General features: G+C 40.9%; 20 protein-coding genes. 9 read left to right on the forward strand and 11 right to left on the reverse strand.

Features of this window, described 5'->3' with window-relative positions; translation table 11 throughout:
* The first annotated feature begins 2 nt into the window (after nt 1-2).
* The 6 genes from QQK00_RS05000 to merA all read left to right on the forward strand — a co-directional run bounded on the left by QQK00_RS05000 (nt 3) and on the right by merA (nt 5,475).
* On the forward strand, nt 3-1,421 hold the full coding sequence (locus tag QQK00_RS05000) for an argonaute/piwi family protein (protein WP_284216378.1): 1,419 nt from the start codon (nt 3-5) through the stop codon (nt 1,419-1,421).
* A gap of 90 nt (nt 1,422-1,511) precedes the next feature.
* Nucleotides 1,512-2,750, forward strand: coding sequence for a tyrosine-type recombinase/integrase (locus QQK00_RS05005; RefSeq protein ID WP_284216379.1), 1,239 nt, complete (start codon nt 1,512-1,514; stop codon nt 2,748-2,750).
* Nucleotides 2,751-2,842: 92 nt separating this feature from the next.
* Nucleotides 2,843-3,232, forward strand: a complete 390-nt coding sequence (gene merR / locus QQK00_RS05010; protein WP_284216380.1) for a mercury resistance transcriptional regulator MerR — start codon at nt 2,843-2,845, stop codon at nt 3,230-3,232.
* A gap of 123 nt (nt 3,233-3,355) precedes the next feature.
* Nucleotides 3,356-3,703: a mercuric transporter MerT family protein gene (locus QQK00_RS05015; protein ID WP_284216381.1), complete on the forward strand. Its 348-nt coding sequence runs from the start codon at nt 3,356-3,358 to the stop codon at nt 3,701-3,703.
* Nucleotides 3,704-3,753: 50 nt separating this feature from the next.
* On the forward strand, nt 3,754-4,032 hold the full coding sequence (gene merP / locus QQK00_RS05020) for a mercury resistance system periplasmic binding protein MerP (RefSeq protein ID WP_012518533.1): 279 nt from the start codon (nt 3,754-3,756) through the stop codon (nt 4,030-4,032).
* Between the two features lie 3 nt (nt 4,033-4,035).
* Entirely contained in the window at nt 4,036-5,475 is a 1,440-nt protein-coding gene (merA, locus tag QQK00_RS05025; RefSeq protein ID WP_012518534.1) for a mercury(II) reductase, read from the forward strand.
* A gap of 562 nt (nt 5,476-6,037) precedes the next feature.
* On the opposite strand, the gene QQK00_RS05030 is transcribed toward merA, so the two are convergent.
* From QQK00_RS05030 to QQK00_RS05045, 4 genes are read right to left on the reverse strand one after another with little or no spacing between them, the layout of a single operon-like run.
* Nucleotides 6,038-7,024, reverse strand: a complete 987-nt coding sequence (locus tag QQK00_RS05030) for a CE1 family esterase (protein ID WP_284216383.1) — start codon at nt 7,022-7,024, stop codon at nt 6,038-6,040.
* The gene (locus QQK00_RS05035) at nt 7,024-8,775 is read right to left on the reverse strand and encodes a sodium:solute symporter family transporter (RefSeq protein ID WP_284216384.1); all 1,752 of its coding nucleotides are present in this window, start codon (nt 8,773-8,775) and stop codon (nt 7,024-7,026) included. Before QQK00_RS05035 ends, QQK00_RS05030 begins: the two co-directional genes overlap by 1 nt.
* Nucleotides 8,776-8,785: 10 nt before the next feature.
* A complete protein-coding gene (locus QQK00_RS05040; protein ID WP_284216385.1) occupies nt 8,786-9,946 on the reverse strand; it encodes a mandelate racemase/muconate lactonizing enzyme family protein in 1,161 nt (386 codons plus the stop codon).
* Nucleotides 9,936-10,838, reverse strand: coding sequence for a dihydrodipicolinate synthase family protein (locus tag QQK00_RS05045; RefSeq protein ID WP_284216386.1), 903 nt, complete (start codon nt 10,836-10,838; stop codon nt 9,936-9,938). The genes QQK00_RS05040 and QQK00_RS05045 overlap by 11 nt, the downstream gene beginning before the upstream one ends.
* A 407-nt stretch (nt 10,839-11,245) precedes the next feature.
* Here QQK00_RS05045 and QQK00_RS05050 point away from each other — a divergent pair, with 407 nt between their 5' ends.
* Nucleotides 11,246-12,955: a CocE/NonD family hydrolase gene (locus QQK00_RS05050; RefSeq protein ID WP_284216387.1), complete on the forward strand. Its 1,710-nt coding sequence runs from the start codon at nt 11,246-11,248 to the stop codon at nt 12,953-12,955.
* Between the two features lie 176 nt (nt 12,956-13,131).
* On the opposite strand, the gene QQK00_RS05055 is transcribed toward QQK00_RS05050, so the two are convergent.
* The 5 genes from QQK00_RS05055 to QQK00_RS05075 form a co-directional block, all read right to left on the reverse strand.
* Nucleotides 13,132-16,239: an efflux RND transporter permease subunit gene (locus QQK00_RS05055; RefSeq protein WP_284216388.1), complete on the reverse strand. Its 3,108-nt coding sequence runs from the start codon at nt 16,237-16,239 to the stop codon at nt 13,132-13,134.
* Nucleotides 16,236-17,906: a copper-binding protein gene (locus tag QQK00_RS05060; RefSeq protein WP_284216390.1), complete on the reverse strand. Its 1,671-nt coding sequence runs from the start codon at nt 17,904-17,906 to the stop codon at nt 16,236-16,238. The genes QQK00_RS05055 and QQK00_RS05060 overlap by 4 nt, the downstream gene beginning before the upstream one ends.
* Nucleotides 17,899-19,314, reverse strand: coding sequence for a TolC family protein (locus QQK00_RS05065; protein WP_284216392.1), 1,416 nt, complete (start codon nt 19,312-19,314; stop codon nt 17,899-17,901). The genes QQK00_RS05060 and QQK00_RS05065 overlap by 8 nt, the downstream gene beginning before the upstream one ends.
* A gap of 159 nt (nt 19,315-19,473) precedes the next feature.
* Nucleotides 19,474-19,914 (reverse strand): hypothetical protein, encoded by a 441-nt coding sequence (locus tag QQK00_RS05070; protein ID WP_284216393.1) that lies wholly within the window; start codon nt 19,912-19,914, stop codon nt 19,474-19,476.
* A gap of 97 nt (nt 19,915-20,011) precedes the next feature.
* Nucleotides 20,012-21,895: a hypothetical protein gene (locus QQK00_RS05075; protein ID WP_284216394.1), complete on the reverse strand. Its 1,884-nt coding sequence runs from the start codon at nt 21,893-21,895 to the stop codon at nt 20,012-20,014.
* Nucleotides 21,896-22,211: 316 nt separating this feature from the next.
* On the opposite strand from QQK00_RS05075, the gene QQK00_RS05080 reads away from it, so the two are divergent.
* The gene (locus QQK00_RS05080) at nt 22,212-22,529 is read left to right on the forward strand and encodes a DUF2845 domain-containing protein (protein ID WP_284216395.1); all 318 of its coding nucleotides are present in this window, start codon (nt 22,212-22,214) and stop codon (nt 22,527-22,529) included.
* Between the two features lie 206 nt (nt 22,530-22,735).
* Nucleotides 22,736-23,350 carry a class I SAM-dependent methyltransferase gene (locus QQK00_RS05085; protein ID WP_284216396.1) on the forward strand — a complete coding sequence of 205 codons (615 nt, stop codon included), beginning with the start codon at nt 22,736-22,738 and terminating at the stop codon, nt 23,348-23,350.
* A 175-nt stretch (nt 23,351-23,525) separates the two neighbouring features.
* Here the strand turns inward: QQK00_RS05085 and QQK00_RS05090 are convergent, their stop codons facing one another.
* Both QQK00_RS05090 and QQK00_RS05095 read right to left on the reverse strand, forming a co-directional pair.
* Complete coding sequence (locus QQK00_RS05090; protein WP_284216397.1) at nt 23,526-24,092, reverse strand: PepSY domain-containing protein; 567 nt, start codon at nt 24,090-24,092, stop codon at nt 23,526-23,528.
* A gap of 28 nt (nt 24,093-24,120) precedes the next feature.
* Nucleotides 24,121-26,145, reverse strand: a complete 2,025-nt coding sequence (locus tag QQK00_RS05095) for a TonB-dependent receptor (RefSeq protein ID WP_284216398.1) — start codon at nt 26,143-26,145, stop codon at nt 24,121-24,123.
* Nucleotides 26,146-26,203: the final 58 nt, after the last annotated feature.

Consider the following 26,203-nt stretch of genomic DNA (forward strand, 5'->3'; position numbering starts at 1 on the left):
GAGTGAAGGTTACCGTAATTGAAGAGCCACTATTAGAATTTGGTAAAGGAACTCATATTTGTCCGCGTAATGGAATTGAACGAATGGGTGTTTATGATACGAAGGATGAACTTAGGCGTTCAGAGCTTAGACTTGGAATAGTAGGCAGGGGAGAGGGGGTAGATAAACTAGACGTTTGGTTGGACTTATGTCGCAATGGTATCGTCGGAAAAGAAAGTGAATTATCAAACCTGTTTAAAGGATTTGGTGGCGTTTCGGCGGACTATGGTTTTTTCACGCGATTATTATCTTCACCAAGTTTTACTCGTGCAATTCAGAAATCCTCAATTGTGAAAGTTAGCCGTATCAAAACAAGAGAAGAGCGAGTAGTCACAGCAGTTAACTTATATTACGAACAAGTCCAATTTCTCGCAGAAAATCGAGCCATTGATGTCATAATATGCGTGATACCAGAAGAGCTATTCGTGTCATTGACGCAGAAAGATTCTGGCTCAAAAAAAGATACCGGTGCAATAGAGCAATACATGGAGCACGACTTTAGACGCCTGTTGAAAGCCAAGTGTATGCACCTTGGTATACCGTTGCAACTTGTTCTAGAGAGTACGTTGTTAACAGGCAAAGCGAATAGGGGCAATCAAGACGATGCTACTCGTGCCTGGAATTTTGCAACGGCTTTGTACTATAAAGGCAACAAGACTGTCCCGTGGAGATTAAAAGAAGAACGATTTAAGCCAAAAAGTTGTTACGTCGGTATCGGGTTCTACAAGAGTCGGGATGGTGAGACTATATCAACAAGTCTTGCGCAAGTATTTGATGAATTTGGTCATGGCGTTATTTTGCGCGGAACACCTGTAGTCATTGACAAAAATGACAAGCGACCATTTATGTCAGAAGAACAAGCATACAATTTGTTAAGCTCAGCGTTATCTGAATACGATAAAGCGTTGATGCAAATGCCAGCCAGAATCGTTATACATAAGACTTCAAAATTTCGCGACACAGAAATCAGAGGGTTTTGTCGCGTGCTAGAAGAGAAAAGCGTGCGTTCGAAGGACTTTGTTTCTATCACGAATACGGATATACGATTATTTAGTCAAACAAGCTATCCACCAAAGAGAGGTACATTACTTTCAATAAATGAAAATGAAGGCGTTCTGTACACACGCGGCACCATCGATTTTTATCAAACTTATCCTGGCGCGTATGTACCTAATCCATTGAAAATAGATGTGTATGAAAACGATTCATCATTAGAAGAATTAGCAGAGGAAATTCTGGGTTTGACCAAAATGAATTGGAATAACACACAGCTAGATGGGCGACTACCGATAACGCTTGAGTGTGCCAAAAAAGTAGGCGATATAATGAAATATGTTGATGTAGGCGAAAAACCTCAAGTTAGTTACAGTTTTTACATGTAACACCCCGTATGTCTAATACGGTTCAGTATTAGACATAGGGTGTAAGGGTACGTTATAGTGTTGTCATCTTAACCTACAATAAAAACACACTTGGCCAACACTAAACCCACACCGTTGTTTCCCACGTATACTGAGCTGGCAGAACTCAGTCTGTCTGACTATCCACAGCTACGTTCATTCTTAGATAAGCAACCAACATGGATGAGACAACACTGGGACTGGGCGAAAGAATATCTTTTATATATCGGTCGCAACAAATCACAACACACCTATGTGCGTTTTAGAAATGATATCGAAAAGTTTCTACTGTGGGTTTTCATGGTGGATAAGCAGCCAGTAGACGATTTACGCAAATCAGATATTTTGCGATACATTGATTTTTGTGTGGCGCCACCGGTTAAATGGATAAGTACGCAGCTCCATGATCGATTTAGCCTCAATAATGGTTACTTTGCTTCAAACCTTAAGTGGACGCCGTTCAGACAAACGCCGCCTAAATACGATAAGGAAAGAGTGCTTGATCCGAAAAAGTACCAACCGTCATTGCAGACCCTCGAATCTACCTTTGTGGCATTAAGCTCTTTTTATCGCCATCTCATCGATGAAGAAATTTGTTTCGGCAATCCTATTCCATTAGCAAAACGTGACTGTAAATATTTGATAAAAGACAGTCAGGTGAAAACGATCAGTCGATTAACAGAACAGCAATGGCAATATCTCTTAGATACCGCAGTTGAGATGGCTGATAACGATCCGCTTGTGGAGCGCAATTTATTCGTTATTGCTACCATGAAAACCCTATTCTTAAGGCTTTCAGAGCTCTCAGAACGCCAAGATTGGACACCGTTGATGAGTCATTTTTGGACAGATGAGGATAACAACTGGTGGTTTAAGGCCTATGGAAAAGGCAAAAAGATTAGAGATATCACGGTACCACCGGGTTATCTTACGTTTTTGAAACGATATAGAGAATGGCGTGGACTGTCACCGTTGCCATCCAAAGGTGAACAAACCGTGTTGGTCGAAAAAATACGAGGTCGTGGAGGTTTAACAAGCCGTCAAATATCCAGGCTCGTGCAGCAAGTATTTGACGCAGCTTTCGATAAGATGAAGTCAGAACAAGGAGTAGAAGCCGCACAGAAATTAAATGAAGCAACGACACATTACTTGCGTCACACCGGTGCCAGCATGGAGATTGAACGTGACAGGCCTTTGAAAGATTTATCTGAGGATCTAGGTCATTCAAGTAGTGCGACCACTGACACAGTTTATGTGCAAGTGGAGCGAAAACGCCGAGCAGCATCAGGTAAAGATAGAAAAGTTCAATAGCTACATTTGACATTTAGTTAGGCAATATCTCGGCTTAAGCCCTTGATATAACTACTTGTGTCTTACAATTATATTGTAGAGGTGATTCGCTTATGTCAGGGACAATCGGAAAGATTGCAAAACTAATCGGTGTGAATAAAGAAACTATTCGCTTTTATGAGCGCAATGGCTTAATCAGTCAGCCACAAAAGCCCTCTGAGGGTTATCGAGTATATCCTAAGGAAACGGTTGATAGGATCCGATTCATAAAACGCGCTCAAGAATTAGGATTTACGCTTAAAGAAATAGAATCTCTGCTGTCGTTAAATAGCGAGTGCTGTAGCAAGGTAGAAGCGCTAGCAAAACAGAGACTTGCATCTGTGCAATCTAAGCTGGAAGACCTAAAACAATTAGAGCATGCGCTATTGGAGAGCATCACTAAGTGTCAGACGAATGATGATGATAGCCATTGCCCCATTATTAATGCCTTGTCACCAAAGTAAATGTATCTAACTATCTAGAGCATCCCGCTAACAAATCACAATGAAATAACTAATCAAGCTTGACTCTGTACTAAGGTACATACTTTATACTCGGTGCTATCTTATCCAATATCGAGATTAAATATGATCAACGACGACTCTAAAATGCCGATGGTGGGAGGTATTATCGCGGCGATCGGGGCAGGCATTTGTTGTGTAGGTCCGTTAGTCCTATTGTTGCTTGGAATAAGTGGCTCATGGATTAGTAGCCTAACCGCTTTTGAACCATACCGTCCAGTTTTTGTAGTGACCGTCATGCTCTTCCTTGGCTATGCAGGTTATAAAATCCATCGGCCGATTGAAAAATGCCAACCAGGCAGTGTCTGCGCAATTCCGCAAACAAGGCGTCGTCGTCAAATTGCCTTTTGGATAACGTCATTAATAGCACTTGTTTTGGTCACAAGTAACTATTGGCTAGTTTGGTTAATCTGATTTCAAGAACCTTACACAATCCCTAAAACATTTTAAAACAGGAAAATATTATGAAAAAACTATTACTTACGATGGCTTTACTTTCAAGCACCACCGCGTGGGCAGAGTTAAAAACAGTCACGCTAGAAGTACCAAGCATGAATTGTGTTACTTGTCCCGTTACGGTCAAATTAGCACTGAAAAAAGTGGAAGGTGTGAAAACAGTCGAAGCCACATATGAGCCAAATGAAGCTATTGTTACTTTCGACGATACGAAAACCAATACAAAAGAGTTAATGGCAGCCACCGAGAATGCAGGCTATTCGTCAAACGTAAAAAGTAGCGATTAATCTATGAACGCACAAGGCAGCTCTAATTGTTGTGCAAGCAAGGCGAAGCAACTTCATGTTGCTATTATTGGCAGTGGATCTGCGGCATTCTCGTGCGCCATTAAAGCGGCAGAAAATGGTGCAAGGGTCACCATAATAGAAGGAGCCGACGTTATAGGCGGGTGTTGTGTTAATGTCGGCTGCGTTCCATCTAAAATTCTCATCCGCGCCGCTCAATTAGCACATCAACAACGAAGCAACCCTTTTACAGGCATTGAAGACCACGAACCTAAGATAGACCGCACGCTTTTATCGCATCAACAAATCAGTCGCGTTGACGAATTGAGAACTGCCAAATACCAAAATATACTGAAAAACAATCCGGCATTAACCTTGATTAAGGGGTATGCGCGGTTTAGTAGCAAAAATGCGCTGAACATTACCCATGCTGACGGTACAGAAGTAACACTACTTGCAGACAAATTTCTTATTGCAACAGGCTCAACACCCACTTTCCCTAAAATAGAAGGACTACAAAACACCCCCTATTGGACTTCAACAGAAGCGTTGTTCGAAAAAGAGCTACCTAAGAGCCTTGCAGTAATTGGCTCATCGGTTGTCGCTGTAGAAATTGCTCAGGCATATGCTCGATTAGGTTGCCAAGTTACTATTTTAGCGCGCAGTACCTTGTTGAAAAGTGAGGATCCACTGTTGGGTGATAGATTAAGTCAGTGTTTTGAGAAAGAGGGCATTGAAATAATAAATAATACCCAAGTCACTCGAATCACTCATGATGACAATGGTTTTTTCATACAGACCGAAGATGAGCAAGTGCTCTGTGAGAAGTTATTGATATCTACAGGTCGTCACGCAAACACTGTAGGACTTGATTTAGATGTAGTAGGTGTCAGGACCGATGGATCTGGCGCTGTCCTTGTTAATGAAAAGCTTGAGACAAATGTTTCTCATATCTACGCTGCAGGTGATTGCTCAACCATACCTCAATATGTGTATGTTGCGGCGGCTGCAGGCAGCCGTGCCGGTTCAAATATGACTGGTGATAACTTGAAGCTAGACTTATCAATCATGCCTGCCGTTATTTTTACCGATCCGCAAGTTGCTACCGTTGGGTTATCAGAAGGTGAAGCTGAAAATCAGGGAATAAGCGTTATTAGCCGCGTATTAGAAATGGAAAATGTGCCAAGAGCCTTAGCCAACTTTGAGACAGACGGCTTTATAAAGTTAGTGGCAGATAAACAGTCTAATAAGCTTATCGGTGCGCAAATCTTAGCACACGAAGGTGGTGAGCTAATACAAAGTGCAGCCCTTGCTATACACAATCAAATGACAATTGAAGATTTAGCAAACCAGCTTTTTCCTTATCTAACCATGGTTGAAGGTCTGAAACTGTGTGCGCAGACTTTTAATAAAGATGTGAGTGAGTTGTCTTGTTGCGCTGGATAATAAATATAATTCTATTCACGAATTAACGCTACTCGACGGAGTATTTTTATAAAGTCAGTAAGAATCCAACAATAAAATCAGTTGCTTACAAATATTCATCAAAATTTAGGGACCTAAACGGTAGTTCAGCCATTCATCTATAAAATTCGAATAGTAGGGGCAAGTATTATTTTTTTAATTTAACAACAAACAAATACGGCTTAGAAAAAAGCGCTAAGAAAACCCCAAAAGGGGATGTTTATTGAGAGATTTGTGGATACTTTGTGATTAATATTTAATTTAACATAATATACATTATGCGAAATATCTATATGATGTGTATAACACTGTATGGACTCAAATGGCGCTCTGATACGCTTATGCTTGTGTTGCTTCGCGCTTCCGCTCACGCACACTGCAACGCGTATTTGATTATGTTAAAACGAACAATGTTGACGTATTATCGTCCAGTCCAATTAAAGGAACCTTCCAAATTTGGGTTCCTCCATTAATCGGGTCTGCTTCTTAGTCATACTATGTTGTTCAAAACGGTATTGCCTAGACTAGCTCGTTAGCAATTGTGTTATTTGAATTTGAGTTCATGACGAGAGAAAAACTGCCATAAAATCTCATTCGCGGTGAAATCTTGAGATGTATTACCTAGCCACGTCACTGGTTTGTTGCCAGGCCAAGTATGACCACCATTTTTAACAAAGTAATACTCTACGACAGCATCTTCATTACATCCTTGATAACGATACATAGTGGTTCTTGTGCCATCGTTAGGTGCTTTATCTTCAAGTAACTTTACAACTGGCATATCAGAACAGTTATAAGTTTCGACAAACATGCTTATTGTTTCTTGCACTGGCCGTAAATTAGACAACTGCCCTTTTTGAGGTGGTAACAGGTCTTTTTCTCCATGAATAAATGCAATAGGTGTTACGTGGCGTGGCACACAATCACTGTGTGCGGTTGAACCTATGCCTGCAACAGATGCCATGGCAGCAAACGTCCCATCAGCCTCGCATACTAAACGAGATACCATCATGCCACCATTTGAAAAGCCAGCAACATACGCCTTTTTGGCGGAAGTTTTATATTGTTCATGCACGCGACTAACTACGTTCTTTAAAAAACTCACATCATCAATACCTGAATTTACATTCAAAGCATTCCATTGAGTCATTAATTTTCCATCCAATTCAGTTGCAGCACTTTGTGGAAATACGACGACAAAGTTTTCACTATCAGCTAACGAATGCCAACGTTGAGACTTCATTAACGCATGGCTTGTTCCTGTGCGACCATGAAGTGACAAAACTAAGGCTGATTTATTATCTGGTTGGTGGTTTGTTGGTAAATAAACAATATAGCTACGTTTAATGCCATTGTGATTAAAATTATGTTCAATTATCTTCCCACTATTACCATCAAAAGTGTGACTACCCTTAATATTAGTAGGTTTGAATACGTGGTCACTTGTTTGAGTGTTTGATGTACACGAAGTAAGCAATAATATTGTTAAAAAGGCGGCAATAGTTAGCGTTATACTCGATATATATCTCATCACTGAACACTTGATAACACGAAAGTCTGCTTTTTCTGTCTGTCAACATACCGTAAAACATAAATCGACATGACGCTTAAAACCAAAGCAAACAGAATCAAAATAACCACAATATCTGTTCGATAAAAAGCTGAAATCACTAGGCCAATAGCAATAATAAACATAGTTGTTGCGGAGAGAGTCAATGGCAGTGTATCAATATAAGTCATTGCTACTTTCTTTCCATCTTGCAAATGAACACTTTCTTTGTGTGAAATGAAACGCTGCCAACCTTCATGTTCTTTATTACTTAACTTCTCAATAATTAACAAGGTAATAAATGGAAATAAAACCCCGACAAAAACATCTGCTGTACGTGTGTTAAGTGAAATCCATTCAATGTATGGTGTAAATATTTCAAATGAAGACAAGAAGCCTTGCTGCGACAAGCCAAATTTAAGAATAAACGAAGCGATAAATCCAAAAATCATGGTCAACCATACTGCTAATAAGCCAATTCGCTTTGAAAACAAGCCCCAAAGGGTTGGTAAAACCAAAGGTACATAAAGTAAGGTATTTATATCTAAAATAAACTTGGTATAACCATATTGCGGTATTAGCAGTGCACCCAATAGTAATATAGCACCTAAAACTACCGTTGCTAATCTACCCACCCAGATTTGGGTGGCGTGATTCACACAATAATTTTTATATCGACAATAGATTTCAGTAAACGCACCGGCAAAAACATTTAACCTTGTAGTTGCCATACTTGCTGTCGCAGAAAGCATGGCTGCCATCATAAGCCCCATTAGCCCCGCAGGTAATACATATTGACATGCTAGAATATAAGCTTGCTCGGCATCAATATTAGGTTCAATGGCTCTAAAAGCTAGCGGCGGGATCATCCAAATAATAGGAGAAACTATATACATTACGCCAATAAGATAAGCTGATTTTTTCGCAGACTTACTGTCGGGTACACATAAGTAGCGTTGGATAAAAGCCCAGTCACCGCCTAAGGTGACAAAATTCAATACTAACCAACCAACTAAAAACCAAACGGGGAAATCTAATGTCGTCAGCGAAAAATAACCTTCAGGCATTTGATTAACAAAACTGTCAATACTACTAAGTTCACCTAAGATCAGTGGAACAACTAATAGCACTGAAACAGTTAATACAATGAACTGAAGAACATCTGTCATCAGAACCGCCCACAAGCCGCCACTAAATGCAATTAATACGACGACTATACATAGCACGGTTGACATAATGGCGACGGAAAGATGCCCTGTTGCAGGGTCAGCAAGCCAATGCCCATGAGATAAAGGTATCAACGCACTAACAATTTTAGACAATGCATATATAGAACCGCCAGTCGTAAATATGGTTAATAGACCTTTAAACCACGTATAAAATTGAACAATAGATGAGCCAAAACGTAATTGTAAAAATTCAGACGCAGAATTTACACCAGCCTCTTTCCATTGGCCCGCAATGTATCTGCCAACAAGTAATGCAGCGATGCCGTAACAACAATTAATCGCTATCGCTACTAAACCATATTGATAAGCAATCCCGCCCCATACTACAAAGGTACCTGCAGAGAACATGGTCATAAATGCAGAAAGCCCAGAAATCCACCAGGGGGATTGCCCTCCGGCAGAAAACATATCGTTTGCATTTTTCATTCGCTTAGAAAACAAGGTGCTAATAACAAGCATGCCCAGCAAATAAATAACAACAACAATATAGTCAACAGCTTGCATTACATTATCCTCAGGCTTTTTTCATTGATGCCAACATTACATCACTAGGTTCAATGCCCAAACCCGGCGCATTCGATAAAGAATAATAACCAGACATCACAGAAATGCCTTCAGTTGTCATCTGTTGATATTGATCGAAGACAGCGTGCTGATATTCGTGATAAGTGACATTTTCGAGGCAGCAGGCCACTTGTAAACTAGCGGCAAGAAATATTCCTGAACCAATAGTCGCATGTGGAATAATTTGCAAATGATTAGCTTGCGCCAACGTTCCCATACGCATAAATTGAGTAATGCCAACATGTCCCATCTCAGGCTGAATAATATCAACTGCACCAGCAGATATCCTTGCTTGAGCATCATAAATAGTGCGCCACTCTTCCCCTACGGCAATAGGAGTAGTGCCTGAGTTTTCCACTTGTTTTAATCCCGCAATATTTTCGGTAGCAACGGGAGCTTCTGCGAACCATAAATTATATGGTTGCATGCTAGCAATCATTGCTGATGCTTCACCCGCTGTTTGCGCCCACTGTAGATCGCACGCTATTTTTACTTCCGTTCCCAATGCAACACGTAATTCTTTCATTTCTAAACCAAGATCAGGACCTGCTGCCGGTGATGCAAATTTAAATGCGACAAAACCTTTGTCCTGCCATGATTTAGCAAATTCAATTCGTTGGGCTAATGTAGGCTTAGGTAAACCAGAAACATAAGCGGGAATTTGTTTCCGTCGTTGGCCACCTAACAAATTATAAATAGGTTGCTGATGAATCTTACCTAGGACGTCCCAAAGGGCGATATCAATAGCCGCTAACGCATCGTGGTAATATCCTCCGTTATAGCCTCGACAGCGCATCATGTTGTAAATGTTTTCGTAAATAATCGACACATCAGCAGGATCTTGGCCAATCACAAATTCAGCCATAAAATCATTAATAAGTGCGATTGTTGCTTCAGCACATATCAACCCATAGGTTTCTCCCCAACCGACTACGCCGTTACCCGTTTCTATACGAACAATAACCGTTCGGTCTGTTGTTGCGTAAACCGTTTTATTTTCTTTTAAAACAAAATACTCGCCACTGCCTTTAAGGCTTTTATCACCAATATAAGAAGACTCGCGAGAAGCTTCGAATATAAAAGCTTCAACTTTAAGTACTTTATTTGTCATCACAATTCTCTATATAAGGCGACAATAAACTCAATAAATGATTTATCTCTAACTTGTCAGCATCATCAAACATCGGCAACGGGGCTCGCACAATATCGTTGGAAAGTACGCCTCTAGCAGTCAATACAAACTTAGTTAGCCGCATGCGATAAATCGCCTGAATAAGTAACATTGGTAAGGTTCTCATATATAAATCGCGTGCAGATGATTCATTACCATCGCAGTACAACTGCCAGATCTTAGCATGTAAATCAGTTATTTCCGCTGCAGGCATAGCAGCAATGGCTCCACGTTTCATTTCGTCAATAAGGTAACGCGCACCGCCGCCACCAATAACGCCCTGTAAATGTTCGGGTGCATGCTTTAACAATTCTGAAATACGCGCACCTGAGGGTAAGGCTTCCTCTTTGATATACTTTATATTAGGTATTTTTCTAACAATTGATGCGACAGCTTCTGGTGACAAACCTGCACCAACTGGCTGAGGAGCGTTCTGTAAAACAATATCTACTTGAGGGACTGCTGAACAAATTTCGGCCATAAATAACCGTGCTTGCTCGACATTGTTTGCAAATTGGTTGGGAACAAGAATCATCACCGCACAAATACCAAAGGGAATGGCTGCTTGAATGTTTTTAATAATTTCGTTCGCTGTTCCTTTGCCGCCGCCACAAATAATAGGTAAACGTCCCCTATTGGTCTCAGCGATAATTGACAATAGTGCAATTCGTTCAGCTTGAGACAGGTGGTCATACTCACTAGCGACGCCTGGAAACACAAGGCCATTGGCACCGGATTTTATACAAAACTCAACAACACCTTTCATTGCTTGACTGTCGACCTTATCGTCCGAGTCATAAGGTGTTGGTAATACAGGTAAAATTCCATTCAATATAGTATTCATATGGTCAATGAATTCACAAATTTAAATTAAACATATATAGACTTGTTACAACCTCAATAACATGACACATAATTAATGTAAAAATTATGTATAAAATAAAAGCTCGGTCAATAAAGCGTTAAAATGTTGTTTTCGACTAACAATTCCATTTTCCTATCGTTTATATGTTACAAAATGATTTCACCCTTACATATAATGTTATAACATAGCAAAACCACTAATAATGCTCACCTCCCTGAGTGTAATTAATGTTAGATTTAAAATTTTGAAATCGTAAGTTGTTTATTCTATTCATGCTTGATAAGGGAACTAGAACCATGTTCTATAGGCTCGTCAAAATCACAATAATTTCATCGTTCTTGTTCCACAATCTTACTTCATTTGGCAATGCAAGTATGCGGGCAGTCAACGAATTTGATATTTTACTCAATCATAAAATACCGGTGAACGATAACGTTAATTTGGCAGTGACGGCATGGATTCCTGCCTCATCCGCTAAGAAGCATCCAACAGTATTAGTATCGACGCCTTATGTTTCCAATGAAGCACACCCTAGAGCTCGTAAATACGTCCAGAGAGGGTATGCCATGGTGAGTCTAGATCTAAGAGGAAGAGGCGCTTCTGAAGGCATTTTTGTACCACTTGACGACCATGGTCATGATGTTTGCCATGCTATAAAATGGATAAAGCAACAAGCTTGGTCCGATGGCACAATATTAATGCGGGGAGGCTCATATCGTGGAATGACCCAATGGATGGCCGCAGGCACGTGCCCAGAAGAAATCACCTCAATGATCCCAACCGCGTCTGTTTATCCTGGGCGTGACTTCCCCACTATTTCAGGCCATCGTATGCAAAAGTATGTGGCTGGTTGGCTCGGGTTTGTTTCAGGTGCAGCATCAAATATCAATTATTATGCTGACTCGTCATATTGGCAGGCTAAAGAAGAAAGTACATTTAAAAACCATACCCCCTTTATCGACTATATAGACGATATAGGCGTATCAAGTGAGCACTACCGAAAATGGATAGAACGACTGTCTAGTCCTGCAGATTGGGAAACATCGTCCTTGAAGGCAACAGACTACGAGAAAATGAAGATGCCTATCCTTTCTGTAACTGGCCACTATGATGGGGATCAACCTGGCGCATTGCGCTACTATAATGATCATAACAATAGTAACGCTACAGATCAGGATACAGTACACTATCTTGTCATCGGGCCATGGGATCACGGTGGAACAAGAACTCCTCGAGCCGAATTGTCGTCAGACATTACTTTTGGGTTAAACGCTGCATTTGATATGGACATACTAAATATTGACTGGTTTGATTGGGTGCTGGGAAAAGGCCCAAAACCAAAATTACTCGAAAAAGCGGTTGCGTTTTATGTTGGTGGTGAGAACAAGTGGCGGTATGCAGATGATCTAAATGCCATTGGATTAGACAAAAAGTTGTTCTATTTATCAGCAGATAAGCTGGAAAGTTATGATGTATTCAATTCTGGCCATTTGATCGAAGAGCCGATTGATAATGAGCCGACACATACATTTTTATCAGATCCTCTAGATACTCGATTTTTAGACGTAACAGATACGGACTGGAATGCGATACGCGATGGAAATTTAAGAGCAGAGTTCCCAGCGTTCCTCCCTGAAACATTAGTGTTTCATTCGAAACCGTTTGAGACACAAATAACAATGGCTGGGCAAATTTTAGTAACACTGTTTCTGGAAGTTAATACGCCTGATGTCGATGTGTTCACAACCGTCTACGCCATTTTCCCTGATGGGACGCCACTTTATTTGGGCGGTGATGTCGTGCGCGCGCGGTTTAGAAATGGATTTGAACCTGAATTTTTGGAAAAAGATAATGTTGAAGAGTTTGTCTTTAAAAATTACCTTTGGAACGCATGGTCCTTTCCTAAAGGTACTCGATTGCGCTTGTCAGTTGGTCCATACAATGATCCTTCAGCACAGAAAAACTACAATTCAGGCGGAAAACTTGGTTTTGAAACGAAAGCTGATGCGAAAACTGCTACCATTACATTACACCACAACAAGGACTTTCCGAGTCGATTAGCCTTTCCAGTGGTAGAAAACTAAAGTTTTGCAAAGTGGCTTTACTCCAAATATACGTTAACAAAAAACGTGGCACTCAGGAAATGTCCAATTTAGTTGAAAACATTCTAGCTCTTAAGTTGTACATTTTCTCGTATTGAACGTCTTGACCAAGTAAGTAATATTTATCCTAAGCCCAGAACGGTTTATGTACTAGTCTTTCATTTCCGCCATAAATAATACACCACAGGCAAAACAATAATCGTCAATATCAGCGCACTTATCATTCCTCCGACCATCGGAGCGGCAATTCTACTCATTACTTCAGATCCGGTACCAGTGCCATACATCACGGGCAACAAGCCAAATATTATCGACGTAGATGTCATCATCACGGGCCGAATACGCATTGCAGCGGCTTCCATCACGGCTTTCTTTAATCTGCTATCTTCTATGGTCTTACCGGTGTCCGAGTCTTCGCATATGGCGTTATATTTTGCATCCAAATAGGTCAGCATAATGATACCAATTTCAACGGCCACGCCTGCTAACGCAATAAAGCCTACCCCAACGGCAACAGAAAAGTTAAAGCTCTCTAGGTAAATCAACCAAATACCGCCAATAAGTGCAAATGGCAAGGTGGCGATGATCATTGCGACTTGAGGAATACTCTTAAAGCTCATGTACAACAGCACAATGATAATTGCCAATGTTAAGGGGATCACATACGTCAGTTTGGCTTTCGCCCTTGCCATGTATTCGTATTGCCCACTCCATGTAATCGAATAGCCAGCCGGGAGTTCAATGTGCTGATTTACGGCCTTGATGGCGTCGCTAACATAATGCCCTACGTCGACATTTTCTGTATCGATATACACCCAACCATTGGGGCGCGCGTTTTCACTTTTGATGCTAGGTGGGCCACTTACAATATTGATATCTGCAATATCACCTAGCGTAATATGCGCGCCCTTTGGTGTGACAAAGGGCAACAACCGCAGTTGCTCTGGAGAATCTCTGTAAGATTCAGGAAAGCGCACTTGTACAGGATAACGTTCAAGGCCCTCCACACTGGTAGTCAACGCCATGCCACCGACAGCACTTGATACAAAGGACTGCACATCAGCGACATTTAAGCCATATCGCGCGGCATTTAGCCTGTTAACATCTATCGCAATATAACGGCCGCCAGCCACTCTTTCTGCGTAGACAGACGCTGTGCCCTCAACGTCAGACAAAATGCTTTCTAATTGTTTGCCAATATCTTGGATAACAGAAAGTTTCGGGCCCCCTACTTTTACGCCTACCGGAGTTTTGATGCCTGTAGCCAGCATATCAATACGCGTTTTGATTGGCATTACCCATGCGTTGATTAAACCTGGAATGTCTACTAAAGCGTTTAATTCAGCAATGAGTGACTGCGTTGTTAACCCTGCTCGCCATTGCGATTTTGGCTTAAGTTGAATAGAGGTTTCTATCATCGTAAGAGGGGCTGGGTCGGTGGCCGTATTTGCCCTGCCGACTTTACCAAAAACCGTCGCCACTTCAGGCACCGTTTTAATGAGTTTATTGGTTTGCTGCAAAATGTCTCGCGCTTCGCCAATTGACACCGACGCATAGGTAGTTGGCATATACATTAAATCTCCCTCATCCAAAGGCGGCATAAACTCACTACCAATTTTTGTCACTGGCCAAAAGCCAACAATCAATATAACAATAGAAAGTAACACCGTCGTCTTAGGAAAATTTAACACCACGTTTAAAACAGGATGGTAAACCGCCAATAAGCCCTTGTTTATCGGATTGTCTTGCGCCTTTCTAATTTTACCGCGTACAAAGTAGCCCATCAGCACAGGTACCAATGTAATAGATAAAGCGGCTGCTGCAGCCATGGCATATGTTTTGGTATAAGCCAAGGGCGAAAACATACGGCCTTCCTGTGCCTCAAGGGTAAATACCGGAACAAAACTCACGGTAATAATGAGCAAACTGAAAAATAGCGAAGGGCCAACTTCACTTGCAGAGCGCGCAACAACTTTCCATCGATTCTCTTTGGTTAGCGGAGTTTTTTCGATGTGCTTGTGCATATTTTCAACCAACACAATCGCGCCATCAATCATCGCACCTATGGCAATGGCAATACCGCCTAAAGACATAATATTGGCATTAATGCCCTGCATGTACATCACGATAAAAGCGACGAACATCCCCACAGGTAGGCTAATAATCGCGACTAAGGACGATCTAACATGAAATAAAAACACCACACATATCAAGGCCACAACTGCAAACTCTGCTAACAGTTTTTTACTCAAGTTATCAACAGAGCGTGCGATTAATGCGGAGCGATCATATACTGTCACCACGTCAACGCCATCAGGTAAGCTTTTTTTCAAGTCGGCAAGTTTGGCTTTGACTCGATTGATGGTTGCCTGCGCATTTTCGTCAAATCGCATCACCACAATACCGCCTACGCTCTCACCTTCACCGTTTAATTCTGCGACGCCTCTGCGCATTTGCGGTCCAATTTCAACGTGTGCCACGTCTTTAACCGTAATGGGTACGCCATCTGATGCCAGCATACCTAGTGGAATAGATTCAATATCAGTTTTGTTTTTAATATACCCCGTAGTGCGGATCATGTACTCTGCTTCTGCCATTTCGACGACTGACGCACCCGATTCTTGATTCCCCCTTTGAATTGCTATTTGTATGTGAGACAGGGGTATATCAAATGCTTGCAGTTTAATTGGGTCAACAATAACTTGATATTGCTTTACCATACCGCCAACTGACGCAACTTCAGACACGCCTGGCACCGTTTGTAACTCATACTTTAAAAACCAATCTTGCAAACTGCGCAGTTCACTTAAGTCTTTCTTTCCACTCGGGCTGGTTAGCGCATACATGTACACCCAGCCTACCCCCGTCGCATCTGGACCGAGTTGCGTTTTAGCGGTATCTGGCAACGTCGGCGTTACTTGAGACAAATATTCCAAAACGCGACTTCTCGCCCAATACATATCGGTTTCGTCATCAAAGATGATGTATACGTATGAGTCCCCAAAAAACGAAAAGCCTCTCACCGTTGTCGCTCCGGGGACTGATAACATCGCCGTCGTGAGTGGATAAGTCACTTGGTCTTCGACCACTTGCGGCGCTTGGCCTGGATAAGAGGTTTTGATAATCACTTGCACATCTGACAAATCAGGAATAGCATCAATCGGCGTATTCTTTATAGAAAATATGCCTAAACCAATGATAATAAGTGTGCTTAGTAACACCAAAAAACGGTTATGAATGGACCAATGGATGATTGAAGTAATCATTGGTGAACGTCTCCGTCATGTTCCCTATGTTCACCGCTTAATAGCGAGTCGTTAGACACTTTATCCTTCATTTGGTCAGCCTCTTTTTCCACAAAATGCACGGTTTTTATCTGATACATACCCGATGGCAGTTTCACTATTTCAACCTGCACTTCTTGGCCTTCCTCAAACTCAGCAATATCAAGTGTTTCGGATACCATGAAGTTCATGGTCATGCCCATCATGTTAAACGCATCAAGTGGACCATGCGTCAGATTTACCATGCCATCTGAAAGCATTACTTCATTTACGGTCGCAGATGTCCTTGCGCTGGTATTGTCGCCGTGGTTAGCCATTTGGCTACTCATTTGGTTACCCATTGTCATGTCTTCCGCCACAGCAACACTTACCATGCGATTGAAATCAGACGTAATACTGCTCTCAGAATCCAGTAAAAACTGAGCGGATGTAACGACTAAATCGCCTTCTTGCAAACCACTTACAATCTCATAATAGTCTCCAAGTTTGCGTCCCACGCCAACCTCGATTGATTTGAACTTACCTTCACCTAGCGCTAGTACGACTCTGTCTTGTATGCCCGTTCTTATAACTGCTTGAGTGGGCACGGCTATTACACTTATTGCTTGTTCGTCCGTGACGTTTTGTGATGAATCTAAAGGCGTATTTGCTTGTATGAAGACGTCAACAAACATATCTGGCTTTAAAGCAAGCCTTGGATTGTCTAACAAAAACCTTACTTGTAAAGTAAGCGTCTTACTGTGTAATGACGGATAAATATAATCGACTTGACTGCTAACAGAGGTATTAGGCAAAAATTCGGAGGTAATTGTTGCTAATTGCCCGACTTTTATAAAATCGGCTTGCTGCGCAAATACGCTTGCGATCACCCAAACTTGTTCTGTCGAAGCTACCGACAGCATGGTGTTACTTGGCGTAACAAAAAATCCTTCTTGTATCTGCAAGTTATTGACAAAACCACTTTGTGGTGACGTAAATGTCACCGTGCGTTGTACTTCTTTGCTCTGTTTTAATTTGTTTATGAAGGCCAATGGCACGTTTAACGCTTCTAATCGCGATTGTGCAGCTTTTATTAGCGATGCATTGCTTTGTTTCAATGCGATCAGTAATTCCTCTTGCGCGTTGACTAATGCAGGCGAATACAACTCATACACAGGCGCCCCTTTTTCAATGTACTCGCCTGCACTGCGAACATATAAGGTCTCCACCCAACCTTCCACGCGCGCATGAATATGCACCATGAGATCTTGTGCATATTGCACACGACCAAAAGCTCTTATATCTATAGACGGCGACAATAAAGACACGCGCGCGGTTTTTACGCCAAGGTTCTGTACGGTCGTAGGATCTACCTTAACGGTGCCCGCAGAGTCTTGGTTACCTTCACTTTTATAAACAGGCACTAAGTCCATCCCCATCGGAGATTTACCCGGTTTGTCTCGTTTAAAATTTGGGTCCATCGGCGCAACCCAATAAAGCGGTTTATCATCAGACGCTTGCTTCTGGGCGTTGGCCTGTTCTTCCGACATTAGTGCTGGCGACGCTAAAGCTAAAAATACCCAATAAATGAACACACTAATGACGATGCCCACGACTGCACCTATCGCTACACTAGGCCATTGGGACTTGGGGAATGTTATGTTATTCATAGGAGACAATTTCCAGCGGCAAATAATAACGAATGGTCGCAATGGCCTTATGTTTTGCGACCTCCAATTTAAGTAATGTCAACTGTGCATCAAGCTCAGCTATTTTAGCGCGAACTACTTCAGCAAAATCGCCGTTATCGTTGGTATAAGCGGTTAACGTTGCATCTGAATGCCGTTGCATTTGCGGAATAATGCGCGTCTGATAAATGCTTAGTCGTTCACTCATGCCCTTATATTCAGCGTAGGCGCTTTTAACCGCGGCTAATAACTCACGCACCAATAAACGTTTTTCTGTCTTGATGGCCTCTGTCATTTGCACGCTACTTGATATGTTTGCATCCTGTTTTGCAGAGGAAAACAATGGCATTGACATGTTCACGCCTACCGAAAGAAAGTCAGCTCTGCTTTGTCCATCGGGGGCATTGTCACGCAAGGCATAGCTTGCATTAATAGCATACTGCGGCTTTAAGCCTTCTTTCGCGATTTGTGTATCTACTTCAAGTGCCTTTACACGTTGTTCGGTGGCAAGTGCTAATGAATGCTGCAAAAGCAATTGATAAAGCTGATTGTCATCTTGGGCGCTTGAAAGAGACAGTCGTTTCATATCGCTTTTCGATATCTCATTTAATTGATTGGGCAACACGATTTTGCCGGTCGTTAACGACCCGGAAGAAACCGGCGTATCGCCACTAAACAAATACAACGATAACTTTCTAAGCGCGACATTTTTTTGCGTAGCCAACGCGACTAAGCGCTCCTGCAATCGTATTAATTCTAGCTCTGCACGAATGATATCTTGCTGGCCTACGTTGCCAACTGAAGATGCGTAATTGACGCTCACAATTTCTTCTAGTTTATCAAATAAAGGGCGAGTATCTTCCACCAACACATAACTAGATTGCGCATAATATGCGTCTAACCAAAGGAGTTCAGCATTTAACGCGACCTTAGCTTTTCGGTCTTGCCGCAAAAATGGTTGCTCTTTTGCGGTTATTTTATGTTTTTGTTGCTGAAGTTCTAGTGTATTACCGCGTGCAAATTGTTGACTTGCTCCAACCTTCAACTGCGTCATTTGTTCTTGGTTGAAAGCAAAACCATTGGTTGGCAAGTTCAATATACTTAAACTCACTACCGGATCAGGCAAGGCTGTTGCGCCATCACTTAGGGCGTTCAGTCCGTTTTCAATAAATTCGCTTTTTAACAACCAATCGTCGTTTTGTTGCGCAATGTTGATAGCTTTTAACAGTGTTAATGGGGCCGTCTCCGTTTGGCTGATAGCATAAAATGACGCGCTACTCAAAAACAAGGACAAACAAACCTTCGTTATTAAATGCCTATTGATAAGCGCAAGCGAAAATAGGTGCTTTTTAGAGCATTTAAGCAATGCTTGATTTATTAACTCACTCATTGGTTATTCTCAATTATTAGTTGTACACAGGACTAACATGACGTTATGCGACATTCGCATGTGTTTTTGCACACGTTTTACGCGTATTTTTACGGGAACTTTACGTTAGCCACGTTCAATAAGCCCTACAAATTTCGGGTAAAGTTTGAGTAATGAGCGTTAGATAATTGGCGGGCGGTTGGTTGGTTTAATGTCGGCTGATGGAACGTGAAGTGCATAAAATGCAATTAAGGTATTGGAAGGTGCAGACTGAAAGATGTTTAGCGAAGATGTAAGCATAACAATAGAACTAACAAGGGAGGAACACTCACATTGACCATCGCAACATAGATTTTCTTCAAAAGAAATTAACGCCGCAGCGTCTGTTGTATCGCAGCAATCCATTTGCTCCGTTGACGATACATTCTCGTCCATAAAATCGTTTGGCGACTCCGTACCAGTACTGTCAACATCTTCATCGGTTTGATTGGCGGCAGGCATCGACATTGTCTGCATATTACAATGGGCTGCCGTCTGAATAGTCGCGTACGCTTTTCCGACTTGACTCATCAACAAGCTAATGATGATTAGTACGCATTTGGCTAGGGAGTTTTTATTCATGCAAGTAGTGTAATCCAAATCCTTGTTGTGTCAATTGTTCCGATACGTTTACACTGACTCAGCACTGCTAGCTTAGCTGTTGTGTGCAACAATTGAATCACTCTTCATCAACGTCCCGATTGCTTGATATTAATTTAAACTCAAAAGGGCTATTCATATCTTTTAACCATTGATGCAGGTATGAGCGACGGCATTTAGGCAAAATACTTAATACGTCGTCTTTCAATTGTTCAGGCAATTTTTCACACAGAATTGCGTGATCAAGTTTGTACTCGCCGGCCAATACAATAGCATTTAGATTAATTTTCTTTTCATTCTTAACTAACTCATTTAGTAATGACATTGAAGAATATTTATATGCAGCAGTTTCGACAGAACCAGTGCTAGTATGTATTAGGTCGAATTGATCGCAACCAGCCAAATAAACCACGGTATCCTGCCCGCTAACTAGTCTACCCTCTAACTCAGTAAATGTGCTTCGCCAAGAATTTAAGTATAAATGGTTGTCTTTATTGACATCACCAACCGATATGTATTCTTCTAAAATCTGTTGATACATCAATCGAGCACTGTAGTTTCCATAGTTCACATCCTCATCGCATATTACAAACTTAAAATCCTGAGTTTCATATTTAGATAGTACATGCCGTATGATAGCCTTTACTGCTCGACTGTACGAAGACATTACTATGTATACATTTCCTTTGCGTTGCTCTTCGTTATGCTTGCTATAGATTAACTCAAAATATTCTCCGAAATTGAGTCCGATAGACTTTCTCTGTTCAGAGACGACACCATCGGCTTCGTCATGCCAACCATCGAAGCTCTTTAACATATCTTGAACTTGTTGTTCTGTGAGTAATTTATAGTTGTCTGATAAGTAACTATCACTAAGACATTTCACTCGATTTAGTAACAGCGTTTCATCGCTCTCATTTGCACTTTCCCCCAAATCAATATATTTCGAAAGTGCTAGCCCAATTGCTTTGTGAGCAGAAGAGCCAGTCCGATGTGCTTTTTGTAAATCGATGATCAATTTCAAATCTGCTGCCGACCGAATGTTATTGTTTTTACTCTCTTTCTCAATGAATTTAATCAGCTGTCGTGTTGCACCAGATATCGAGCGAGTTTGGAAAATAGAGACAAAGTTATTGAGATTTATTTGAGTATGCATCAGCTGCCACAAATGGGCTTTTATACTATCAAAATACAGCTTAATCGCGTTTGCATCTCGATTTGCATTGGTATTTTCTAAATTTTTACGAAGGGAAATTAAATTCTGTAAGTCTTCTAACTTAGTGCATCGATTGATGAAAATACTCCCGCTAAATTTTAAAAAATCATCTGCAACTTCTCTCGGTGTTACCTTCAACCGTTCAGCTAATACCACTTTGGTTTCATCGCATATTGCAAATGAGTCTTTCATTCTTTGGGTTGCAGAAACTAACGCTGAATCTTGATCTATATATCTATAAACATATTCAACAACTCGATACGCTTCATAAGCGGTATTTTTAATGAAGTCTTCATCCGTTACCTTCCCGGAATGAATGACTTGCGCAAACTCTTTTGCATTTACTCTAGTGAGGCTAAAAGATATAAAGGGGGCAAGAAGAATTATTATATAAAAGTAAATGGCAAAGCCCTTTAAAAAATCTAGACCTCCTTTACCTTCTTCTTTAGTGAGTCCATAGACGGTCCCTACTATGGCAATCAACAACGCGATAATGGCTAAAAACCTTTCAGAATTTATTAAAACAGCATTTATGATGATTTTGCGGTCAGCAAAGTAATGACTCATCGGCGTAATCATGCGGTAAATCTTGTCTTTAAGGCCCGTTTTACCTCTTAGTTTTGGCGCAATTGTGTCAGCGACACGTTTATAGTTGCGTTTACTAATGTAATTAAATGATTTAATCGCATTGTTCACAAAGATCTTTATCATTTTTATTAAGCTAAGGATTTTGTCTAAGACCGACATGTTTATTTCTCTTCCCAATTGTAGAAAATGAAACAAGAAATATGAGGACGCTAATGTTCCCTGTGTTACATTTTTACGTTTTATTTACAATATAACGGAAGTACATCAACCATGTAATGAGTGTTTGTTTTTTAGTCAGAAATTATATATACCTTTTTTATATTAGATATTCTCTTAAACGCAAAATGGGCAGAGTTAATTTGCCCAGTATAGTCAAGTAAACATTAGCATTGCCCGCACATGCATTCTATTATGTCGTCAGAGCACAATTGGTACAGTCGGTATATGACAGATAAATCAAATATGGAGAGCAACAATGAACGCTAAACGTAGCAAGTGTTTGTTTATCCTAGTTGCAAGCATCATTCATTTCTCTTTTCTTCCAGCCGCGCACGCTGATAGTTTACGTTGCGGTAATAAACTTGTGAACATTGGCAGTACAAAGGCTGAAGTCAAATTAAAATGCGGGACACCAATAGATATTGACGATGTTGGGCAACTGTATGATAAAAAAAGAAAAGTACTATATAGAATTGAACGGTATACCTACGCATTTGGCAAAGGTACATTGCTTAAAATTTTAGAATTCAGAAACGGCAAACTTTACGCAATCGAGTATGGCCCTCGTATTTAAGCTTGAATACCGTTGAATTATTTCAATATTGCGTTCGACTAACTACATATTTGCGCGTGACAGCGCGGAAAAGGTTCGCACCTAATAGGTGCGGCTAAGAATAGTATTCATGCTGATACTATGTCCAGCGAAACAAAATATAAAAATAGCTGAACAAATTTGTTGTGTGTTCAATAAAGTAGGTTCAACTGGCAATAACCTGTTTGGTGAATAGCGCTATGACTGCTGGAACTAAAGGATATGAAAAACATGTTTCTCGCTTCGTCCAAATTAGTAGGGCTTTAGACTTTCATGAAGTGTGTAAAGACTTTTTAAGTTTTTTACCTAACAAAAAATCGAATGTATTAGACGTAGGCTCAGGTGCAGGTCAAAATGCAGTGGCGCTCGACAAAATAGGTTTTAACGTTACAGCGATAGAACCTTTACAAGAGTTTGTAGACATATCAAAAGCTCACTACAAAAATACTTCAGTGAATTGGCTTAAAGGATCTCTGCCTGATATGGATTGCCTCAAGAATAGCAACTGTAGTTACGACTTTGTGCTGATTGATGGTGTTTGGCATCATCTTAATCAAGCCGAAAGAGAAGAAGCGGCAAAGAAGCTTTCTAATATTATCAATAGGCGGGGAAAATGTGCTGTTTCTCTAAGAAATGGGCCTGCTGGTATGGGTAGTCTTACTTACCCAATTGATTTAGATGGAACAATTACGCTATTTGAACGCTATAATTTTAGATGTATTTTTAGTATCAAAAATCAAAATAGCATTTTACCCAATAAAGAACAGGTCAAATGGGCACGCATTGTTCTAGAGAAGTACTGACCCATGAAAGCTTATAAGATCAATTATTTCCCGCAAAACTATCATTAATTCAATGCATACTTATTAAAAAATCTCAAAACAGTTGTGAGTACTCTTCATTTGTATTTTCGAGATGCGCAATCCCCATAGCATGCAAGTAATCTTTTAGGTAGAAAGCATTGCTGCTTTTTCTTAGTTAATACCCAATAAAGTACGCAAAAACTAGGCTGACGCAGCCAAGCAGTATCATTAAACCGGATGTTTTTTTTAATGTTGGAATAGTCAAGGCCAGCACTACACCACTTATCATTGTTGTCAACAAACTTAGGCCTAGCATAATCCCTAATATAAGGAGAAAGATTCCGGCGTGGCCTTTATGTATTAGCATTAATTGCTGTAAAAAATCGTGTTGAATGAGCAATAAACGCACTGTGTTTGTGTCTTCCGTTTTCAACAGTAGTATTTCTTGTTTATATCCATACCAACTATGCCATTCATGCCCTTTATCAATGTAATAGTCGGGTGGAAACGGTAAACGCTTGTGCTTTATCACATAGGGTTCAACGATATCTTTCGCCGCTTTTTCGTCATCAGGCCATGATGCTTCGATTGGTATTATGACTTCTACTTCCTCCGCACTCTTTCCTTCTATGCCTAAAAAATACAAAAGACCAGTGATTACATACAATATAAGAAATGGTATGAAGAAACACGCTAAATAGGTGTGAATCTTCATCCAGAGTGATCGAACCCTACCTTTCATGAGGCTTTCTCAAACTAAATTTTATCGATTAAAATCGGTAGGTAACAGACAGTCGAATATCTCTGCCAGCTTCATATAAACCTGCTACACCTTCCCAATCGGGAATGTGATTGTAGTCGCCAACACTTGAATGATCTCTGTAATGTTTATCTAACAAGTTTTGCACCGCTAAATTTACTGAAAACTGTTCATAAGGCATCCACCGCAGATAGGCATCGACTAGGGTGTAACTTGGCTTATCAACAAACTGCGTGTTATCAATCCAACCTAACTCAAGCCCTCGTTGCAGCACTTCGATGTTATTTAACGCTGACACATATGTAATATTAACGCCCAGATCCAAGGAATCACTTGCAATATAGTCCGCAGAAAAATTCCACGAATCTCCCCTCGAATTACCTAAACCGATGTGCTCATAACCTTCGATAACATTGCCATTAATTTTAGCATCATTGTTGCTATAGCTTGCATTCAGCCTTAATGCATCTAGCTGGTATGTGGCTTGTAGTTCAAAGCCATCGGACACCAATTCTCCAATATTTTCGTAAAATACACCGCCACCAATCTGGTCAAAAATAACATCATCAATTTTACTTTTGTAAATCGACGCGCTTAGTTGAATTTGTTCGTTAACATAACGCAGACCAGCTTCGGTATTTGCCACTTTCTCTGCCTGCAAATTAGTGGCAATGGACATATCTGTTGGCGCCATTTCTAAGGTAAACGCATCACCGATTTCTTTTCCTCGTATCGCGCGGGCATGGCCGATATTGAAAGACAGACGATCCGTAAATGAATACTCAACACCAATATTAGGACTAACACCATTGCTGCTTGTTTCATTCATATATGTAAGTTGTTCTAAATCGTATGAATCATATCTAGCACCCATACTGAGCAAAATTTTTGAATTTACCTGCCAATGGTCTTGTACATAAACAGCAAACACGTCGCCTTTTTCCTTGAATTCACCGATTGAAGCATCCCATGCCCAATCGGCCCAAACAGACGGTTCTGCAAGATATTTGCTCGTTACTTCGTCTCGCCTTCCTTCGATGCCATATGTCAGCGTATGCTTTTTTAATATAGAGGTATTTCTTAAATCAAAACCAGTCGACATGGTCTCACCACCATACCTGCCCCAGCGATCAAACCGGTCTTGCACAACGTTCGAAACTGTATGGTATAAAACGAACTCAACATTTGTGAGATCGCTTTGATTTAGGCCATAATTGAGCACAACGGTTTCTCTTTCGCCATCAATGGGAAACAACACCTCTCCCGCTAACGTTGGCCAATTTGGCCGCTGGCCAAATTCTCCTGATTCTTCTCGCCGTTCGTAGCTAACATGTAAAGATTGTGATGACGTTAAATTGCCACTTAGTTTCAAAAATCCAAGCGTTTGGTCAGCCGCTGTGCCAAACAATGTATTGTCATCGCCGTCTTGCATATTGTTTCGGCTGACATCAACGAAAGAACCTAGCAGCCCCCAATTTTCTGTCAACTTGCCGTAAAGTGTGGCACTTGTCTTATGACCGTCATTAGAAAAGTATCCAGCGTTAAGCGCACCACCAAATTGCTGAGTCGCATCAAGTAGATCATCAACATCTTTTGTTTTAAATCGTATTGCACCACCAATTGTTCCGAAGCCGCTAGTCGCTTCACCAGCTCCAGATTGCACTTCAACTCGCGCTAACAACTCTGGCTCGATAGATACTCTGCCAATATGATGAAACAGCGTACCTGTTTGTTGTGCGCCATCAACAGTTACGTTCAGTAGTGTATCTTCAAGGCCTCTAATATATATTTTTTGGGCGATCCCTAGTGAGCCACCAACTGAAACCGACGGTATTACCCGAAAAATATCCGCGAGATCATTTGCTTGCTGCATTTCTAGTTGATTTGGTGTGATTTCAGTATTGCTAGGCTCACCAACGACGGTAATTTTTTCAATATTAGCACTGTCACTGGCGACGACTATTCCTGCGTGCAGCTGCAGCGCTGACAAACATACTAATGGAAAGAATTTCTTATGATAAAACTGCTTAGACATGGTTTCTCTGTATTACACACTATATGTAAATGATAATTATTCACACATACAGATTGAT

This window comes from Agaribacter marinus (assembly GCF_030160655.1).
Classification (GTDB): Bacteria; Pseudomonadota; Gammaproteobacteria; order Enterobacterales; family Alteromonadaceae; genus Glaciecola; species Glaciecola marina.

Bases quoted from the DNA above. Each gene is read 5' to 3' on its own strand.
- QQK00_RS05090 (WP_284216397.1), bottom strand. From the start codon at position 24,092: ATGAAAGGTAGGGTTCGATCACTCTGGATGAAGATTCACACCTATTTA.
- QQK00_RS05070 (WP_284216393.1), bottom strand. From the start codon at position 19,914: ATGAATAAAAACTCCCTAGCCAAATGCGTACTAATCATCATTAGCTTG.
- QQK00_RS05060 (WP_284216390.1), bottom strand. From the start codon at position 17,906: ATGAATAACATAACATTCCCCAAGTCCCAATGGCCTAGTGTAGCGATA.
- QQK00_RS05015 (WP_284216381.1), top strand. From the start codon at position 3,356: ATGATCAACGACGACTCTAAAATGCCGATGGTGGGAGGTATTATCGCG.
- merP (WP_012518533.1), top strand. From the start codon at position 3,754: ATGAAAAAACTATTACTTACGATGGCTTTACTTTCAAGCACCACCGCG.
- QQK00_RS05075 (WP_284216394.1), bottom strand. From the start codon at position 21,895: ATGTCGGTCTTAGACAAAATCCTTAGCTTAATAAAAATGATAAAGATC.
- QQK00_RS05080 (WP_284216395.1), top strand. From the start codon at position 22,212: ATGAACGCTAAACGTAGCAAGTGTTTGTTTATCCTAGTTGCAAGCATC.
- QQK00_RS05035 (WP_284216384.1), bottom strand. From the start codon at position 8,775: ATGCAAGCTGTTGACTATATTGTTGTTGTTATTTATTTGCTGGGCATG.
- QQK00_RS05095 (WP_284216398.1), bottom strand. From the start codon at position 26,145: ATGTCTAAGCAGTTTTATCATAAGAAATTCTTTCCATTAGTATGTTTG.
- QQK00_RS05030 (WP_284216383.1), bottom strand. From the start codon at position 7,024: ATGAGATATATATCGAGTATAACGCTAACTATTGCCGCCTTTTTAACA.
- QQK00_RS05040 (WP_284216385.1), bottom strand. From the start codon at position 9,946: ATGACAAATAAAGTACTTAAAGTTGAAGCTTTTATATTCGAAGCTTCT.
- QQK00_RS05065 (WP_284216392.1), bottom strand. From the start codon at position 19,314: ATGAGTGAGTTAATAAATCAAGCATTGCTTAAATGCTCTAAAAAGCAC.
- QQK00_RS05055 (WP_284216388.1), bottom strand. From the start codon at position 16,239: ATGATTACTTCAATCATCCATTGGTCCATTCATAACCGTTTTTTGGTG.
- merA (WP_012518534.1), top strand. From the start codon at position 4,036: ATGAACGCACAAGGCAGCTCTAATTGTTGTGCAAGCAAGGCGAAGCAA.
- QQK00_RS05050 (WP_284216387.1), top strand. From the start codon at position 11,246: ATGCGGGCAGTCAACGAATTTGATATTTTACTCAATCATAAAATACCG.
- merR (WP_284216380.1), top strand. From the start codon at position 2,843: ATGTCAGGGACAATCGGAAAGATTGCAAAACTAATCGGTGTGAATAAA.